General features: G+C 63.1%; 15 protein-coding genes. 9 read left to right on the top strand and 6 right to left on the bottom strand.

Annotated elements, in window-relative coordinates; translation table 11 throughout:
• Positions 1-112: 112 nt before the first annotated feature.
• Both mrcB and AB4Y82_RS10670 read left to right on the top strand, forming a co-directional pair.
• On the top strand, positions 113-2,440 hold the full coding sequence (gene mrcB, locus AB4Y82_RS10675; protein WP_441603067.1) for a penicillin-binding protein 1B: 2,328 nt from the start codon (positions 113-115) through the stop codon (positions 2,438-2,440).
• A 2-nt stretch (positions 2,441-2,442) separates the two neighbouring features.
• Complete coding sequence (locus tag AB4Y82_RS10670) at positions 2,443-2,973, top strand: tetratricopeptide repeat protein (RefSeq protein ID WP_441603066.1); 531 nt, start codon at positions 2,443-2,445, stop codon at positions 2,971-2,973.
• A 25-nt stretch (positions 2,974-2,998) separates the two neighbouring features.
• Here AB4Y82_RS10670 and AB4Y82_RS10665 read toward each other — a convergent pair whose 3' ends face one another.
• From AB4Y82_RS10665 to AB4Y82_RS10655, 3 genes are all read right to left on the bottom strand, one after another.
• Positions 2,999-3,424: a type II toxin-antitoxin system VapC family toxin gene (locus AB4Y82_RS10665; protein WP_441603065.1), complete on the bottom strand. Its 426-nt coding sequence runs from the start codon at positions 3,422-3,424 to the stop codon at positions 2,999-3,001.
• Positions 3,424-3,678 carry a type II toxin-antitoxin system Phd/YefM family antitoxin gene (locus tag AB4Y82_RS10660; RefSeq protein WP_441603064.1) on the bottom strand — a complete coding sequence of 85 codons (255 nt, stop codon included), beginning with the start codon at positions 3,676-3,678 and terminating at the stop codon, positions 3,424-3,426. The genes AB4Y82_RS10665 and AB4Y82_RS10660 overlap by 1 nt, the downstream gene beginning before the upstream one ends.
• A gap of 229 nt (positions 3,679-3,907) precedes the next feature.
• Positions 3,908-4,228, bottom strand: a complete 321-nt coding sequence (locus tag AB4Y82_RS10655) for a helix-turn-helix domain-containing protein (protein WP_441603063.1) — start codon at positions 4,226-4,228, stop codon at positions 3,908-3,910.
• Positions 4,229-4,494: 266 nt separating this feature from the next.
• Here AB4Y82_RS10655 and AB4Y82_RS10650 point away from each other — a divergent pair, with 266 nt between their 5' ends.
• From AB4Y82_RS10650 to AB4Y82_RS10640, 3 genes are all read left to right on the top strand, one after another.
• Positions 4,495-7,518 carry a TonB-dependent receptor gene (locus tag AB4Y82_RS10650; protein WP_441611268.1) on the top strand — a complete coding sequence of 1,008 codons (3,024 nt, stop codon included), beginning with the start codon at positions 4,495-4,497 and terminating at the stop codon, positions 7,516-7,518.
• A gap of 518 nt (positions 7,519-8,036) precedes the next feature.
• Positions 8,037-8,501 (top strand): hypothetical protein, encoded by a 465-nt coding sequence (locus AB4Y82_RS10645; RefSeq protein WP_441603060.1) that lies wholly within the window; start codon positions 8,037-8,039, stop codon positions 8,499-8,501.
• A gap of 678 nt (positions 8,502-9,179) precedes the next feature.
• Positions 9,180-9,392 carry a hypothetical protein gene (locus AB4Y82_RS10640; RefSeq protein WP_441603059.1) on the top strand — a complete coding sequence of 71 codons (213 nt, stop codon included), beginning with the start codon at positions 9,180-9,182 and terminating at the stop codon, positions 9,390-9,392.
• 202 nt (positions 9,393-9,594) lie between these two features.
• Here the strand turns inward: AB4Y82_RS10640 and AB4Y82_RS10635 are convergent, their stop codons facing one another.
• Complete coding sequence (locus AB4Y82_RS10635) at positions 9,595-9,975, bottom strand: VOC family protein (protein WP_441603058.1); 381 nt, start codon at positions 9,973-9,975, stop codon at positions 9,595-9,597.
• A gap of 75 nt (positions 9,976-10,050) precedes the next feature.
• Here AB4Y82_RS10635 and AB4Y82_RS10630 point away from each other — a divergent pair, with 75 nt between their 5' ends.
• A complete protein-coding gene (locus tag AB4Y82_RS10630; RefSeq protein ID WP_441603057.1) occupies positions 10,051-11,979 on the top strand; it encodes an ATP-dependent DNA helicase in 1,929 nt (642 codons plus the stop codon).
• A gap of 164 nt (positions 11,980-12,143) precedes the next feature.
• Positions 12,144-12,512: a VOC family protein gene (locus AB4Y82_RS10625; RefSeq protein WP_441603056.1), complete on the top strand. Its 369-nt coding sequence runs from the start codon at positions 12,144-12,146 to the stop codon at positions 12,510-12,512.
• 2 nt (positions 12,513-12,514) lie between these two features.
• Here AB4Y82_RS10625 and AB4Y82_RS10620 read toward each other — a convergent pair whose 3' ends face one another.
• Positions 12,515-13,318: a helix-turn-helix domain-containing protein gene (locus AB4Y82_RS10620; RefSeq protein ID WP_441603055.1), complete on the bottom strand. Its 804-nt coding sequence runs from the start codon at positions 13,316-13,318 to the stop codon at positions 12,515-12,517.
• Positions 13,319-13,412: 94 nt separating this feature from the next.
• The gene (locus tag AB4Y82_RS10615; RefSeq protein ID WP_441603054.1) at positions 13,413-13,784 is read right to left on the bottom strand and encodes a nuclear transport factor 2 family protein; all 372 of its coding nucleotides are present in this window, start codon (positions 13,782-13,784) and stop codon (positions 13,413-13,415) included.
• A gap of 185 nt (positions 13,785-13,969) precedes the next feature.
• Here AB4Y82_RS10615 and creD point away from each other — a divergent pair, with 185 nt between their 5' ends.
• Both creD and tsaB read left to right on the top strand, forming a co-directional pair.
• The gene (gene creD / locus AB4Y82_RS10610) at positions 13,970-15,313 is read left to right on the top strand and encodes a cell envelope integrity protein CreD (protein WP_441603053.1); all 1,344 of its coding nucleotides are present in this window, start codon (positions 13,970-13,972) and stop codon (positions 15,311-15,313) included.
• Positions 15,310-15,999 carry a tRNA (adenosine(37)-N6)-threonylcarbamoyltransferase complex dimerization subunit type 1 TsaB gene (tsaB, locus tag AB4Y82_RS10605; RefSeq protein WP_441603052.1) on the top strand — a complete coding sequence of 230 codons (690 nt, stop codon included), beginning with the start codon at positions 15,310-15,312 and terminating at the stop codon, positions 15,997-15,999. The genes creD and tsaB overlap by 4 nt, the downstream gene beginning before the upstream one ends.
• Positions 16,000-16,002: the final 3 nt, after the last annotated feature.

Here is a 16,002-nt window from a genome sequence, read left to right as displayed (position 1 = left end):
GCGACGCCTCACCGGTGCCCGCTACTCGCCAGAAATCCCCGCCCGCGTTCAGATGCCCGCCGGGAAGCAGGCCCTATGATCCCGGAGCCTCCCTGTTCAGGATTGCCCCTACTTGGACTTCATGACCCGTCTCCGCTCGATCTTCAGTGCCGTCTGGCTCTGGATCCGCATTCCGTTCTGGGTCTGCATGGGACTGCTGTTCGGCTTCGTGCTGCCGTACACGATGGTGCTCAACAAGCGTGTGCAGGATCGCTTCAACGATCTGGTGTTCGCGGTACCCACGCGCATCTACGCCAGGCCGCTGCCACTGTCGGCCGGTACGCCGATGACGCCGGGGACGCTGGAACTCGAACTGACCTTCGCCGGCTATAGCAACGACGGCCACGCCGACGTTGCCGGGACCTGGATGAAGGAGGGCAGCAGCTACACCATCGCTTCGCGCGGCTATGCCGGCCCGGACGGCGGCGAAGTACCCAAGCGCATCCGCGTCGCGCTGGGCAAGGGGCAGGTGGCCAGCGTCAAGGATCTGGCCAACGGCAAATCCATCGAGACGACCCATCTCGATCCCGCGCGCATTGCCACGGTGTACGGCTCGCAGCAGGAAGAGCGCCGCATCGTGCGCCTCAGCGACGTGCCCCCGCTTTTGCTGGGCGGCCTGCAGGCAGTGGAAGACCGCGACTTCAAGCATCACTTCGGCATCGATCTCACGGCCATCCTGCGCGCGACGTTCGCCAACCTGCGCGCCGGCCACACGGTGCAGGGCGGTTCGACGCTGACGCAGCAGCTCGTGCGCAACCTGTTCCTCGATCGCGAGCAGCATGTCTCGCGCAAATTGAACGAAGCGCTGATGTCCATCCTCATCGAAGCGCATTACGACAAGAGCCGCATCCTCGAGGCCTATGTCAACGAGGTATTCCTCGGCCAGCAGGGCGGCCAGGCCGTGCACGGTTTTGCCGCGGCGTCGGAGTTCTACTTCGGCCGGCGCATGGAAGATCTCAAGCCACAGGAAATGGCGCTGCTGATCGGCATGGTGAAGGGGCCGAGCTACTACGATCCGCGCCGCTATCCGGATCGCGCGTTGTCGCGCCGCAATCTTGTGATCGACCAGTTCACCGAAACCGGCTTGATCACGGCCGAGCAAGCCAACGGTTACAAGGCGGCGCCGCTGGGCATCGTCAGCAACGGACAGCTGCCGCACAATCGATTCCCGGCCTTCATGGACCTGGTGCGTCTGCAAACCACCGCGGACTTCGACGACGAGACGCTGTCCAACGGCAACCTGAGCATCTTTACCACGCTCGACCCGGCAGCGCAGGTGTACGCCGAACAGGCGATCACTACCACCTTGGGCGGACTGGGCAAGCGTGGCGAGGCGGCGCAGGCTGCAGCGGTGGTGACCGAAGCACAGACCGGCGCGGTACTCGCCATTGTCGGCAGCAAGGTGCCGGGCGATCAGGGCTTCAATCGCGCGCTCGATGCAAAACGCCAGATCGGTTCGCTGGTGAAGCCGCTGGTCTACCTGGTGGCGCTGACCAATCCGGAACGATGGAACCTCGCCAGTCCCGTCGAGGATTCGCCCATCAGCATGCGCCAGCCCGACGGCAGTTTCTGGACGCCCAAGAACGACGAAGGCGATGTGCACGGCGCGGTGCCGATGGTCGACGCGCTGGTGCATTCGTGGAATCTCGCCACGATCAATCTGGGCATGAACATTGGCGTGTCGCGCATCAAGGCGTTTCTCGAATCGTTTGGTCTCGCCAACGTCAACCCGAGTCCCTCGTTGTTGATCGGCGCCGTCGACATGTCGCCGCTGCAGGCCACCCAGCTCTATCAGTACATCGCCGCCGATGGCCATGCACTGCCGCCGCTGGCGGTGCGCGGCGTGGTGGATGCGCGCGGCCAGACCATCAAGCGCTACGAAGTGAAGACCGGTGCCGGCGAATACCAGCCGGCGGTGCGGCTGGTGACCTGGGCCATGCAGCAGGTCACGCGCTCGGGCACGGCCGCGTCCATCGGCAGTTCGGGCCTGGCCTATCTCAATGCGGCGGGCAAGACCGGTACCAGCAACGACATGCGCGACAGCTGGTTCGCCGGTTTCACCGGTGATCACCTCGCGGTGTTCTGGATGGGCCGCGACGACAACAAGCCCAGCGGCATGTACGGTGCCACCGGCAGCCTGCGCGCGTGGCAGGAGCTGTTCAAGAAATTGCCCACGCGCCCACTGCCGGCGGCGCCGGGCCAGGGCCTGGAAATGGCGTGGATCAACCCCGCCAACGGCAAGCGTTCGGAAGAGGGTTGCGAAGGAGCGCGGCAGGTGCCGGTGGTCGCCGGTACACTGTCACAGGACGCCGAAGGCTGCTTCTGGCAGCACGTCGGCAATTTCTTCAGCGGCGGCGACGGATCCCCTGCGCCGGCATCCTCCGCTCCTATCCGGGATTGATCATGTTTGCTCGTGCCCTTCGTCTTTCCGCCGCGCCCGCCTCGTTGGCCGTCCTCTTGCTCGCGGCATGCAGCCAGCCCACGGCGCCGTCGCAGGCCACGCGTCCGACCATGTCCGACGATCAGATGCTGGCGGCCATCCACGCGGCCGGCGACAAAGAGAAATCGGCCATCGACGTGAACCCGCTGCGCGATCCGGGCGTGGCCTCGCTGCAGGACGCCGCCGAAGGCGACCTGCGCGTCGGCAAATACAATGAAGCCGCCACCAAACTCGACCAGGCGCTGAAGATCAGCCCCAGCTCGCCGGACCTGCTGCAGGACCGCGCCGAGCTGGCCATCCGCCTGAAGGATTACGCCAACGCCGAGCAGCTGGCCCACCGCTCATGGGATCTGGGTCCGAAGCTGGGCCCGTTGTGTGCACGCAACTGGCAGACCATTGCCGAGCTGCGCCAACACGCCGGCGACGATGCCGGCGCCGCCGCTGCGAGCAAGAGCGTGGGGCAGTGCCATGTGGAAGGGATGCAGCGGTACTGAGCGAGGCGTCAGCCGATATCCACGGCTAAGCCTCCCATGTCCAAGGATTGATGATGTTGACGCGGGACGCGGCAAAGTCGGCCACGTTTCGCGTCACCACCGTCATCCCGTGCACGAGCGCCGTAGCGGCAATTAAACTGTCCCGCAGCGATTGCGGGTCGGGGATGTGCAGCTTCGCGCTTCGCTGCGCCACGGCAGTGTCGACTGGCAGGACGCGGCCAGCGAAGGCAGGCAACACATGACTATTCAGCCATGCGCGTAGCACTGCGCCCTGTGAGGGGTCTCTGCGCTCGGCCAGCAAAACGCCCGATTCCAGTTCCTGGATCGTGATCGCGGAAACGAACAGGTCGGCAACATCCACGCTTTCGGCCCACTGCGCTACACACGAATCGGCCTTGCCACTACGCACCTTGCGTAGTTCAGAAACGACGTTGGTGTCGAGAACAAGCATCAGGACAAGTCTGCTGGTCGAGCGATGTCGCCCGGCCGCGGGATGTCCAGCTCGATGTCCTCGACGCCGGGCATGGCCAACAGATCGGCAATCTTCTGACGCCCCCCTGTAAGGCGCTGGTATTCCTCGATGCTCAACAGCACATGCGCCGGCTTGCCTCGATCCGTGATGAACACTGGGCCCTCCTTGGTGGCTTTCTTGGCCTTGGTGACGTCCTGATTGAGCTCCCGGCTCGATAGGGTCGTGATCGTCATGATGGCGCTCCTGCAGGTTATTTGTAGTTACGTTACTACAATAACCCGAGTCATCGCTCAGATCGCCAAATCAATGTGTTACACACCGCCAAGAACCGCAGAGGCTAGCCTCTTGCCGGCCCGCGGAGGAATGGGACTTCCGCCTCGATGCACTGCAGGCTCTGGCTGAACCTTGATTTCGGCCCGCCCTTAGCCGTGCCTTCCGGCGGGTTGCGAACGGGGAACGGAGCTAGCCCTCGCTATCGGCCAGCAGTTGCACCAGGGCGTTGCGGCGACGGGCATTCAACTTGCGCATGGCGGTAATGACGGTGCGCTCCTGCTCGGTCAAGACCTTATAGGCGCCTCCCGGTTCGCGTACCTGCCCGGAAGATGGCAGGCGGCCCAGGATCAGCCAATCCAGGCTGCACTCGAACTCCTCCGCCACCTTGGCCAGCCGGGCCGTTTCGGGAAAAGCCTGTCCCTTGAACCACTGGCGCACGGCTTCTTTGGACACGTCAAAGCGCAACGACAGCGCCTTGTTGCGCGCACGGCCACCAGGGATGTCAGCCAAATCGCAGGCTTCTTTCAGTCGATCTGCGAAGCCTGAGTAGGTATCGATTGATTTTCTTGTAGGCAAGTTAAACCTGGCTTTGGTGAGTCCAATCACCAAGCCATTCTTGTGATTTTTGTAAGAAAAAGACCACGTTTGACTTGTTAAGCACGTTTTGATTGTCTGCTTCCCGCAGCGCGGAGGGCGCTGCATCCGGAGCGCGCTTGCGTTGGTGTCGACGACACCGACACGGACCGCTATCGCCTTTCACTGGGGAGCAACTCGAAATGATTTCTCGTAGCGGATCGCCTTCGTTCGATTTACGCCTGCTGGTGCTGGCCATCGCCCTGAGCCTGGGCAGTGCCAGTGTGCTGGCGCAGAGTACGGCGGGCGACATCTCAGGCACTGCGACTTACGCCAGCGGCGCAGTCGTGGTCATCAAGGGTCTGGATTCGGGTTTTTCCCGCTCGGTTGAGTTGGCCGCCGACGGAAAGTTTCGCGTGTCGTCGTTGCCCAGCGGCCGATATGAAGTACAGCTGTTGCGCGACGGCCATCGGCAGAACACCAGCCAGGTGACCGTGTTGGCCGGCCAGACCACGCAACTCGATCTCGGCACCGACGCTGCCCAGGCGACGCGCCTGAGCACCGTGACGGTCAATGCGCATGCGATCTCGTCCATCGACGTCAGCTCGTCGGAAACGCGTACCACCTTCTCGGCCTCGCAGCTCAACGCGCTGCCGGTGCCGCGCGACATCGTCAGCGTGGCGACGCTCGCTCCGGGCGTGACCAAGGGAAATGGCGTATTCGGCAACCTGCCGTCCTTCGGCGGCTCGTCGGTCGCCGAGAACAGCTATTTCGTCAATGGATTCAATGTCACCAATCTCTATAACAATTTGTCGTTCGGCAAAGTGCCGTTTCAGGCCATCGAACAGCTGGATGTGCAAACCGGCGGCTACGGGGCGCAGTACGGGCTGTCTACCGGTGGTGTGACCTCGGTCAATATCAAGCGTGGCACGAACGAGTGGAAGGGCGGTGTGAGTTGGACCACTGCTCCGAACTGGGCGCGAGAGAATGCACCCAACGTCAAGCGTGATAACGGCACGACCTTCCGCGACTACGATAAAAACAGCAGTAGCAGCAACACATACGACGCATGGTTGGGTGGCCCGCTGATCAAGGACAAGCTATTCCTCTTTGCGTTGGGCGAGTTCACCAGGTCGAGCAGCACCACCTATAGCGCTTCTTCCACCACAAGCCTGAGCAATGCGAACTCGACGTCTACCGCAAACGACCTCACCACCAAGAGCCCGTACTGGGTGGTGAAGCTCGACTGGAATATCAACGATGCCAACCACGTCGAATACACCGGTTTCAACAATACGGACAGCAATACCTACAGCTACTACAACGCCCCCTATGTCGACGGCGTGCCATCCAAGACAACCTACAAGGGCGATCTTCACAGCAAGTTCGGTGGCCTGACGCAAATCGTCAAGTACACCGACTACCTCACCGACGATCTGACGCTGACTGCTCAGTGGGGCAAGATGGACAGCGCCAATTCCACCTATACGGTCAGCCCGACCGGCATCACGACCCGCTACAACGGCGATATCAATGCACCGGCCTCCGGCTGCGCGTATACCGCGTACAACGGAACGCCATGGGGGCCAGCAACCTGTTCCCTTGCGAGTTCCGTCGATCTCTACGGAGGGAAGGATCAGCGCAAGGCGTGGCGCATAGATCTGGACTGGAAGCTCGGCGATCACGATCTCGGCGCCGGTTATTCCGACGAAACCTGGTCCTCGGCTGCGGGCAGCTCCTACTCGGGCGGCGCTTATCATTCCTACTACTCCAAGCCCACGGCGAAAGCGCCGGGTCTGGTGATGACGTACAACTTCCGTACGGGAGGTCGTATCGACGTCGACCAGAAGGCCTGGTACGTGGAAGACCATTGGCAGGCGACCGACAAGCTGCTTCTGTATGGCGGCCTGCGCAATGACAGCTTCAACAACAGGAACGGCGCCGGAGAAAGCTTCGTCAAACAGGAAAATATCTGGCAGCCGCGCTTGGGCTTTTCCTGGGACGTGATGGGTGATGCCTCGTTCAAGGTCGCAGGCAGTGCAGGTCGTTACTCCTTGCCGATCGCGGCCAACGTCGCTTTGCGCGCGGCGACGGCCTCGCTCTATACCGAAGACGACAGCCTCTACACGGCCATCAATCCCGACGGCTCACCGGTGCTGGTGGGCAAGTCCGGCAGCCAGGGCCATTACATCCTCAACGGTGAGGATGGCAGTACGCCCAATCCGCGGGCGGTGGCATCGAAGGATTTGAAACCCTATGTGCAGGATGAGTACATCCTGGGTTTTCAGAAGAGCTTGCGCAGCAACAACAGCTTCCTCGACAACTGGACAGTCGGCGTCAAGGCCACTTATCGAAACTTGCGCACGACGATCGACGACACCTGCGATTCGCGCCCGTTCTACGCGGAGGCAGTGAAGCAGGGCATGGGCGATGCTTGGGACGACCAGTGGTCCGTTCCAACCGGCATGGGCGGCTGCTGGATCTACAATCCGGGAAGTGCGCTTACGTTGACGACCACACTGGACGGCTCGCCTCGCACGTTCAACGTGACGATCCCCGGCAGCACCTTGGGGCCGCGCGCCAAGCGTTCTTATCAAGGCGTGGTGTTCAGCGCCGAGAAGCAATCCGAGAAGTACTACGTCAACGCCTCCTACACTTGGTCCAAGAGCTACGGCAACACCGAGGGCCTGGTGAAATCCAGCAACGGCCAGGACGATACCGGCACCACGTCGGATTTCGATTTCCCGGAAATCATGGTCGGCGCCAATGGCTACCTGCCCAACGATCGCCGGCACGCCATCAAGCTCTACGGCGCTTACAAGTTCACGCCCGAGTGGTCGGCAGGCCTCAATTTGCTGGCGCAATCGGGTGCGCCGATCAGCTGCTATGGCGGTGGCGGCGGTACGCTGGGTACCCGCTTCGGCTATGGCGCGCAGTTCCATGTCTGCAACGGCGAAGTCAGCGCGGAGGGAACCTCGGGACGCACGCCGTGGCTGTGGACGGTCAGCCCGAACGTGATCTATCAGCCCTCGTGGGCAAAAGGCCTGAGCATGCAGCTCTCGGTGATCAACCTGTTCGACAACGACTCACCGACCTTTGTCTACGAACAGTACGAAACCATTTCCAACAGCGGGCGCAAAACGCAGTACACACACTACAAGCTGCCCAAGTACTTCAACACGCCGCGTTATGCGCGACTGCAGTTGCAGTACGACTTCACGCTGTAAGTCCTAAGTCGCCGATGACCGGCCAGTGGTGTCGGGCCTAGGCGAATGGAGTGACCTCCAGTCCTGGGGGCACCCTTGATGAAGCGTCACCCCGATCGCGCGTCGTCAAGGAAGCAAGCCGGATCCGCAAGGGCGGTGCACGCCAGGAACATTTGGCGTGCATCCGGGCGTGAGCTTGCCGGGTCAATCTTGCGAAGGCAGCTAGGCCCTGGGGCGCTCTTCCATCAGGCCCACCAGATTCCCTTCGGGATCGCGCAGAAAGACAGGCAGGCACGGGCCAGGCAGGCACGGACTGGAGGTAGTTAAATCAAGTTAACTACTCACGTTCCGTAGGATGAGGCTGCACTGACGCTGCGTCCGCATATTCCCAACGACAGGCGTGGCAAATCCCTACCTGCAACCGATGCCAAGCGGCATAAAGGAGCGGCGCTCCAGCGTCGATACCTGAGACGAGGAAGCCTTTCACTCAAGGATGCCCCGCCTAGCGGCGGACTCGTCAAGGACACCAGGATAGACCCATGCATATCCCGCCGATCAGGACGCCATCGCCCCGTTCCAACGGAGCCAAGCTGCAACGCCGGTTTTCCAACGACAGCGGCTACGTCGATAACCCCATCGAGAACAGCTCCACTCAAGCTGCGCTGGCGTCTGCCTCCGACAAGGTCAAGCATGCGCTCAAAGGCGTGGACCTTACCAATATCCGGCCCACCCAACTGGCCAAGCTCGCGTCGACGCTGTTTGCTGAGGGACAGATCTCCGGCATTTCGGCCGGAACCATGATTGTGCAGCAGGTGGATGGCGACGCGCCCATCAACCTATTGCAGGTGCTCAAGCGGCAGGAGGGCGCGATACAGTGCATGAAGGGCCTGCCGTTGTTCAAGGAATGCAGCGCCGGCTATGCCGAGGTGGAAGCCACCACCAGTAAGCTGGCCGATTTCATCCGTGCCCTCACATCGTCGGCAGGCGTCGATGTGAGGGCCTGAGCGCCCTGCCTTCAGGAAAAGGGGGCCGCTGTATGTCAGGGTGAAGTTGCCACCACCCGTCGACGGCGCGCTATAGCCCACGATGCGATAGGAGCCCGGTGAAAGGTTCGGCAGATAGGCGCTGCTGCCTTGTGTGTTGCTGTCGAAGATATAGCCCCACGTGCCGTTCGGGAGCACCTGAACCTGGTAGCGGTCGTGGATCCTGACCATGGTAGCCGTCCCCACGCCCGTACACCGCACGCTCCAGGACGCAAGCACCTTGGCGCCCTGCGCGATCACGGTGCCCGAGACCTGGTTGTTGTTGGAGTAGACGTTGCAATTGCCGCCCATGGTGAACGGCGAGGCCAAGTGGTTGCCGTCATTGGGCTCGATAGTCACTGGTGCGCTGCTCACGCCGATGGACAGCGCGGCGATGGCGAGCAACGAGCCGATAATACGAGACCGTGTCATTGGAAAGTCCTTTTCGTGAGCGCGGGATGGCGCCGCTCGAGTGTTCTCAGCGACGCGCACGAATTTGTGACCCTGCGCACGCCGACGTCACGCACCGCGAAAGATCCATCGGTCACTGCGAATGCTCACAGCACGACGAGGCGATGCATTGCAACCGCCGACGGCGACTGGCATTGAGCAGCGTGGCTCTCGGGACGCACGCCGTGGCTGTGGACGGTCAGCCCGAACGTGATCTATCAGCCCTCATGGGCAAAAGGCCTGAGCATGCAGCTCTCGGTGATCAACCTGTTCGACAACGATTCACCGACCTTTGTCTACGAACAGTACGAAACCATTTCCAACAGCGGGCGCGAAACGCAGTACACCCATTACAAGCTGCCCAAGTACTTCAACAGGCCGTGTTATGCGCGACTGCAGTTGCAGTACGACTTCACGCTGTAAGTCCCAAAGTCGCCGATGACCGGTCCGTGGTGTCGGGCCTCGGCGAATGGAGTGACCTCCAGTTCTGGGGGCACCCTTGATGAAGCGTCACCCCGATCGCGCGTTGTCAAGGAAGCAAGCCGGATCCGCAAGGGCGGTGCACGCCAGGACCATTTGGCGTGCATCCAGGCGTGGGCTTGCCGGGTCGATCTTGCGAGGGCAGCTAGGCCCTGGCGCGCTCTTCCATCAGGCCCACCAGATTCCCGTCGGGATCGCGCAGAAAGGCCAGCCATAGCGTGTGGTCGGATAGCTCCGCGGTCGCCTGCGGCTCGCGTTCGCCCACCGCGCCGTGATCGAGCAGGGCGCGAAAACTGTGCTCGATGTCCGGGACCTTGAAGTAGAGGATGGAATTGCTGCCAACGTTGCCGTGGCCCTGGGGTGTCGACAGCATCAACCGTATGCCGCCCGCATCGAGAAACGCCAGGTTGGTGGCGGGGCGGAACAGGAAGGGCAGCTCGAGGATGTCGCGATAGAACGACAGCGCTGCATCGACGTCGCTGACGGTGACAGCGATCTGGCCGATGCCGGTGATCCGTGAGGACATGGCGAGGCTCCACGGGTGGGAAGGGCACAGTCTAGAGTATTCGCGGATGCGACCGAGGTCGGCGATACTGGGCGGATGATCGATCACGAGGATGTTGCGGCGCTGCTGGGCACGGAAGGCCCCTTCGCCCGCGAGCTGCCCAATTTCGCCCCGCGCGCCGCCCAGCAGGCCATGGCGCGCGCGGTGCAGCACGCCATCGCCGAGCGCGAGACGCTGATTGCCGAGGCGGGCACGGGCACGGGCAAGACGTTCGCCTATCTCGTGCCGGCGCTGCTGTCTGGCGAGCGCGTGATCGTGTCCACCGGGACCAAGGCGCTGCAGGACCAGCTGTATTTCCGCGACTTGCCGCGCATGCGCTCGGTGCTTGATGTGCGCCTGAAGACGGCCTTGCTCAAGGGGCGCTCCAATTACCTGTGTCTCTACCGGCTCGATCAGACCGTGCGCGAAGGCGCGACTTTCGACCGCGCCCAGGCTTCCCAGCTGGCGGCGATCCGCGCCTGGTCGGCGCGCACGCGGCGCGGCGATCGCATGGAGTTGGCCGAGGTCCCGGAAGAATCGCCGATGTGGCCGCGCGTCACCTCCACGCCGGAAAATTGCCTGGGCGTGGAGTGTCCGTTCTACGACGATTGCCACGTGATCAAGGCGCGGCGCGAGGCGCAAGAAGCTGAGCTGGTGGTGGTCAACCATCACCTGCTGTTCGCCGACCTGGCGCTCAAGCAGGAAGGGTTCGGCGAGATTCTTCCCGGTGCCAGCGCGTTCATCCTGGACGAGGCGCATCAAATCCCCGAGCTGGCGGGCCAGTTCTTTTCGCAGAGCCTCAGCGCACGTCAGCTCACCGATCTGGCGCAGGACAGCCTGAGCGAATGCAATGGCGTCACCGGCGCCATCGGCTTGGTGCTTGAGCCGGTCGAGGCCATGCAGGACGCCGTGCGCAAGCTGCGGCTGAGCATGGATGGCCTGGCGGAACGCGGCCCGTTCCATCAGCTGGAAAGCCATCGCGAGATCAGCGACAAACTGCACGAGCTGCGCGACGTGCTGGCGGCACTGACCGACGTGCTGGCCTCGCAGGCGGAACGTTCGCGCGGTTTCGCCAACGCGCACGAACGCGCTGCCTTGATGAGCGAACGGCTCGATCGTATCGCCGAGCGCGAAAGCGAGCGGGACGTGCGGTGGTATGAGCTGTTTCCGCGCGGTTTCGCCTTGCACGCGACGCCGCTCGATCTGGCCGCGCCCTTGCGGGCCATGCGCGAGCAGACCCGGGCCGCCTGGATCTACACGTCGGCGACGCTGTCTGTATCCTCCAGCTTCGATCACTTCGCGCGGCAACTGGGGCTAGAAGATCCGCAGACCTTGCAGGTGGAAAGCCCGTTCGACTATCCCAAGCAGGCGCTGTGTTATCTGCCGCCCGGCTTACCCGACCCGTCCGCGCGCGACTACACCGACCGCGTGATCGAGACAGTGCTTCCCGTGCTGCACGCATCGAATGGGCGCGCGTTTCTGTTGTTTACCTCGCATCGTGCGCTGCGCCGCGCTGCCGAGTTGCTGCAGGAACGCGTGCCTTGGCCGCTGTTCGTGCAAGGCACCGCGCCGCGCCATCGGCTGCTGGAAGAATTTCGCCAGAGCGGCCACGGCGTCTTGCTTGGTGCGGCCAGTTTCTGGGAAGGCGTGGATGTCGCCGGCGAAGCGCTCAGCGTCGTGGTGATCGACAAACTGCCGTTCGCATCGCCCGATGATCCGGTGCTGCAGGCGCGGCTCGAGGCACTCGAACAGGCAGGCATCAACCCGTTCATGGGATGGCAGGTACCCAGTGCAGTCATTGCGCTCAAGCAGGGCGCAGGGCGCCTGATTCGTGATGTGCATGATCGCGGCGTGCTGGTGCTATGCGATCCACGATTGACCAGCAAGGGTTACGGACGTCTGTTCCTCAACAGCCTTCCGCCCATGCCGCGCACCAAGGAGCTGGTCCAGGTGGCCGCCTTCTTCGACGACACCTCCCCCGGTTAACGAGAACCTTGTAGGAGCGCACCCTGTGCGCGACCGCGGCCCATCGATTTGCCCCGGTATCCGGCATGACCGCGCCCATGAGGTCTCGCCGTGGAAAGGCACTAGCCTCCAGCCTTTCCCCGAAAGATGATAGGCGTCTTACCCCCAGCGCAGAGGGCACCAACATGGCAAAGGTCATCGGACTCGGCGGCATCTTCTTCAAGTCGCGCGACGCCAAGGCGTTGAACGAGTGGTACGCCAAGCATCTGGGACTGCCCGTGCAGAAATGGGGCGGAGCCCGCTTCAATGAAGACTCGGCGCGCCCGGGCTACACACTCTGGTCACCGTTTGCGGCCGACACCACCCATTTCGCGCCCAGCACGCTGCCGTACATGATCAATTTCCGCGTGGATGATCTTGACGCACTGCTCGCCCAGCTGCGCGCCGACGGCGTGACCGTCGAGGACAAGGTGGAAGAGAGCGAATTCGGCCGCTTCGGCTGGATCATGGATCCGGAAGGCACGCGCATCGAACTGTGGCAGCCGCCGGCCTGAGCTTAAGTGCGGGCGGCCATCTCGCGCAGATGGTGCGCGGTCGCTTCGTCCGCGGGAACAAAAGCCTCCAGGGCGAGTTCGGCCAGCGTGATATCCATCGGCGTGCCGAATACCGTGGTGGTGCTCAGCATCGACAGCGTGACATCGCCCAGTGCCAGTTCCATGGGCACTGCGATGTCGCCGCTGAGTACGTGGTGTTCGTCGGCATCGTCGCCGGGATAGCTGCGCAATTCCTGAAGTAAGGCGACCAGCGCCGGGTCGTGCGTGGCATCGATCTGGCGACGCAAGCGATCGAGCAGGTGCGCCCGCCACACCGGCAGATTGCGGATATGCGGTGCCAGCCCATCGGGATGCAGGCTGAGGCGCAACACATTGATCGGCGGCTTGAGCCATTGCGGTACCAGTCCCGCCAACATGCGCTGCGTGGCCTGGTTGCTTTCGATCAGATTCCAGTGGCGGTCGATGGCAAGCGCAGGATACGGCTCCAGGCCTTTCAACAGCAGGCGGATTGAACCGCGCACGGTGGCAAACGCAGGATCGTCGAACGTGCGTTCGCGATAGACGGGTGCAAATCCTGCCGCCACCAATAGTTGATTGCGTTCGCGCAAGGGAATCTCCAGGTATTCCGCCAGCCGCAGGATCATGTCGCGGCTCGGTTGCGAGCGGCCCGATTCCATGAAGCTCAAATGGCGCGTGGAAATCTCCGCGCCGCTGGCCAGGTCGAGCTGGCTGAGTCGGCGATGGCGTCGCCACTCTCGCAGCAGGTCGCCCACTGGACGGGCAAGCGTGGAAACCATGGCGCTCATGCATTACTCCGTCGTGCCTCGTTGCAGCGATGTTCCCACGAGGACGCATCGCCGGCCCATGCCGGACGGCGGGGTTGCCGTCCGGCGATGAGACTTAGACCAGCTGCGGTACCTTGTCGAGAAAGCCGAACACCTGGCGAATGCGTCCGTCTTCCATCGCTGCAACATCGAAGCCGATCACCAGCGGTTCGTCCGCGCCCGGCGAGGCAAGATGCCAGTGGAAGCGCAAGGTGTCGTGATGCGCATCGACCACGCCCGCCAGCGCGAAGCGGTGACCCGGAAACATCTCCTGTACGGCAGCGACGGTGGCGTCGATCGCCTGCCAGCCCTTCGCGTCCACCATCGGATCGGTGTAGCGCGCATGTTCTGCGTAGACGTCTTCGATCAGGCTGCGGCGGCGCAGTGCGTCGGTTTCGTTCCAGCTGGCGATATAGCGTTCGGCAAGCGTGTGGGCGTGGTTGGTCATGGCATGTTCCTCCGTGGGTTGGTGTGGGAACAGCTTGCGACCGGCGCCGCATGGTTGCGATTACCTCAGGGGTAATGAGTTGCGCCCCGGTTCTGCCACAGTTTGCGCGCGAGTCGACAGCCAATCGCCCGCCCGATGGCCCGGAGGCATGTTTTCCTGCAGGCTCCGATACTAAGGATGGGGCCATGGGACACTGGATGAAGAGCTGGACCGCCAAGGTGCTGGGCGTGGGCCTGCTGGCGCTGCTGATGTTGCTGCCGTTATGGAAAGTGCAGTCGCTGGTGGACGAGCGACAAGGCATGCGACGGGCGGCGATCGATCAGATTGCCCAGGGCTGGGGCGGCGAACAGGTACTCGGCGGGCTGGTGCTTGCCGTGCCATCGCACGAAAAGGTCGCGATGACCGGCGGCGAACTGCGCGATGTAGCCGATACCACCCTGGTGCTTCCCGACACTGCCGACATGAGCATTGGCATGTCGGTGGACAAGCGCCGCTACGGCATCTACGAAGCGCCCGTGTTTGCTTCCACGGTCGAGCTGCACGGCAAATTCACTGCGGAAGACATCGCACAGCAGCGCCAGATGGATAGCGCCGTCTGGCAGGATGGCAAGGCCGAATTGAGGCTCGCAGTCGGCGATCTGCGTGGCTTGCAGGAAGTGACCGAGTTGCTGGTCAACGGCAAGCCGCAACGCTTCGCATCATCGGCGGCGACGATTGCAGGTGCGTCCTCCACAGTTGTTGTGCCACTCGATCTCGAGGCGCTGAACGGCCAGCCGATCGAGTTTTCCGTGAAGCTGAAGTTGGCGGGCACGCAATCGTTGCAGCTATTGCCGCTGGCGCGCACCACCGAGGTGACGATGCATGCGCCATGGCCCGACCCGAGTTTCATCGGCGCGGCTTTGCCGCTGGAGCGCACGGTGAATGCGCAGGGCTTTTCGGCGCGCTGGCACACGCTGGATCTCAATCGCAAGTTCGGCCAGTCGTGGCATGCGAGCGATGCGCGCATCGACGGCGCCGTGCGCGACGCGGCTTTCGGCGTGGCGTTGTTCCAGCCGGTGGATGTCTATCAACGCAATGTGCGCGCGGGAAAGTACGGCCTGCTGTTCATCACGATGACCTTCGTGGCGTTCTTCCTGTTCGAAGTGCTCAGGCGCCTGCGCGTGCATCCGGTGCAATACCTGCTGGTAGGTGCGGCGCTGACCGCGTTCTATGTGCTGTTGCTGGCCTTGTCCGAACAGATAGGCTTTGGACTGGCCTATGCGGTGGCCGCGGGCGCGGTGGTGGCGATCGTGGGCGGCTATGCCATGGCGGTGCTCGGCGCGCGCCGTGCAGGCCTGTTGCTGGGCGGCTCGCTCGCCCTGGTTTACGCCATGCTCTACGTGGTGCTGGCGGCCGAGGAATACGCCTTGCTGATTGGCGCGATCGTCCTGGTGGTCACCGTGGCCCTGCTGATGTACCTGACCCGCCGCATCGACTGGTACGCCAGCATGCCTGCGGCGGCCGGCCCGGCTATCATGGAGCAGCCATGAATCTGCTTGCCATCGAAACCTCCACCGAAGCCTGCTCCGTCGCCCTGATCCATGGCGACGAAGTAGTCGCCCGCAGCGAAATCGCGCCACGCCGTCACGCCGAACTGGTGCTGCCCATGGCCGACGCCCTGCTTGCCGAGGCCGGTCTGGGTCGGCACGCACTCGATGTGATCGCCGTGGGCCGCGGCCCGGGCGCCTTCACCGGCGTGCGCCTGGGCATTTCGCTCGCCCAAGGCATGGCGCTGGCGCTGGACGTGCCGGTGGTGACGGTGTCATCGCTGGCCGCGCTGGCGCTGGAAGCGCCTGAAGACGATGCGGCCATCCTGGCCGTGATCGATGCCCGCATGGGCGAGATCTACGCCGCAAGCTACCGACGCGACGACAACGGCGGGCTCATCGAGCTCGATGAAGAACGCGTGTGCATGCCCGCCGCGCTGAGCTTGTCAGTGGCGCAGGCATGGCACGTGGTCGGCACCGGTTGGAGCACCTATGCGGACGTGCTGCGTCCGCATCTCACCGGCGAACTGCGCTCCGCGCAAGGCGCGCGCTATCCGCAGGCGCGCCATGTAGCCGAGCTCGCTGCACCCGAATTCCTGGCGGGTCGCGCCGGCGCGCCGGAACACGCCTTGCCGGTGTATCTGCGCGACAAAGTCGCGCTGACGCTGGTAGAGCAGGGCAAGGCCTGAGCT

Origin of the sequence: Dyella sp. 2YAF14 (genome assembly GCF_052114725.1) — a bacterium.
In the GTDB taxonomy this organism is placed as follows: domain Bacteria; phylum Pseudomonadota; class Gammaproteobacteria; order Xanthomonadales; family Rhodanobacteraceae; genus Dyella.
This window is presented reverse-complemented; position numbering and strand designations above follow the sequence as displayed.

What these genes read in the sequence shown, in the direction of transcription:
- AB4Y82_RS10670 (WP_441603066.1), top strand. Translation starts at nt 2,443, where the DNA reads ATGTTTGCTCGTGCCCTTCGTCTTTCCGCCGCGCCCGCCTCGTTGGCC.
- AB4Y82_RS10665 (WP_441603065.1), bottom strand. Translation starts at nt 3,424, where the DNA reads ATGCTTGTTCTCGACACCAACGTCGTTTCTGAACTACGCAAGGTGCGT.
- AB4Y82_RS10660 (WP_441603064.1), bottom strand. Translation starts at nt 3,678, where the DNA reads ATGACGATCACGACCCTATCGAGCCGGGAGCTCAATCAGGACGTCACC.
- AB4Y82_RS10650 (WP_441611268.1), top strand. Translation starts at nt 4,495, where the DNA reads ATGATTTCTCGTAGCGGATCGCCTTCGTTCGATTTACGCCTGCTGGTG.
- AB4Y82_RS10645 (WP_441603060.1), top strand. Translation starts at nt 8,037, where the DNA reads ATGCATATCCCGCCGATCAGGACGCCATCGCCCCGTTCCAACGGAGCC.
- AB4Y82_RS10635 (WP_441603058.1), bottom strand. Translation starts at nt 9,975, where the DNA reads ATGTCCTCACGGATCACCGGCATCGGCCAGATCGCTGTCACCGTCAGC.
- AB4Y82_RS10630 (WP_441603057.1), top strand. Translation starts at nt 10,051, where the DNA reads ATGATCGATCACGAGGATGTTGCGGCGCTGCTGGGCACGGAAGGCCCC.
- AB4Y82_RS10625 (WP_441603056.1), top strand. Translation starts at nt 12,144, where the DNA reads ATGGCAAAGGTCATCGGACTCGGCGGCATCTTCTTCAAGTCGCGCGAC.
- AB4Y82_RS10620 (WP_441603055.1), bottom strand. Translation starts at nt 13,318, where the DNA reads ATGAGCGCCATGGTTTCCACGCTTGCCCGTCCAGTGGGCGACCTGCTG.
- AB4Y82_RS10615 (WP_441603054.1), bottom strand. Translation starts at nt 13,784, where the DNA reads ATGACCAACCACGCCCACACGCTTGCCGAACGCTATATCGCCAGCTGG.
- creD (WP_441603053.1), top strand. Translation starts at nt 13,970, where the DNA reads ATGGGACACTGGATGAAGAGCTGGACCGCCAAGGTGCTGGGCGTGGGC.
- tsaB (WP_441603052.1), top strand. Translation starts at nt 15,310, where the DNA reads ATGAATCTGCTTGCCATCGAAACCTCCACCGAAGCCTGCTCCGTCGCC.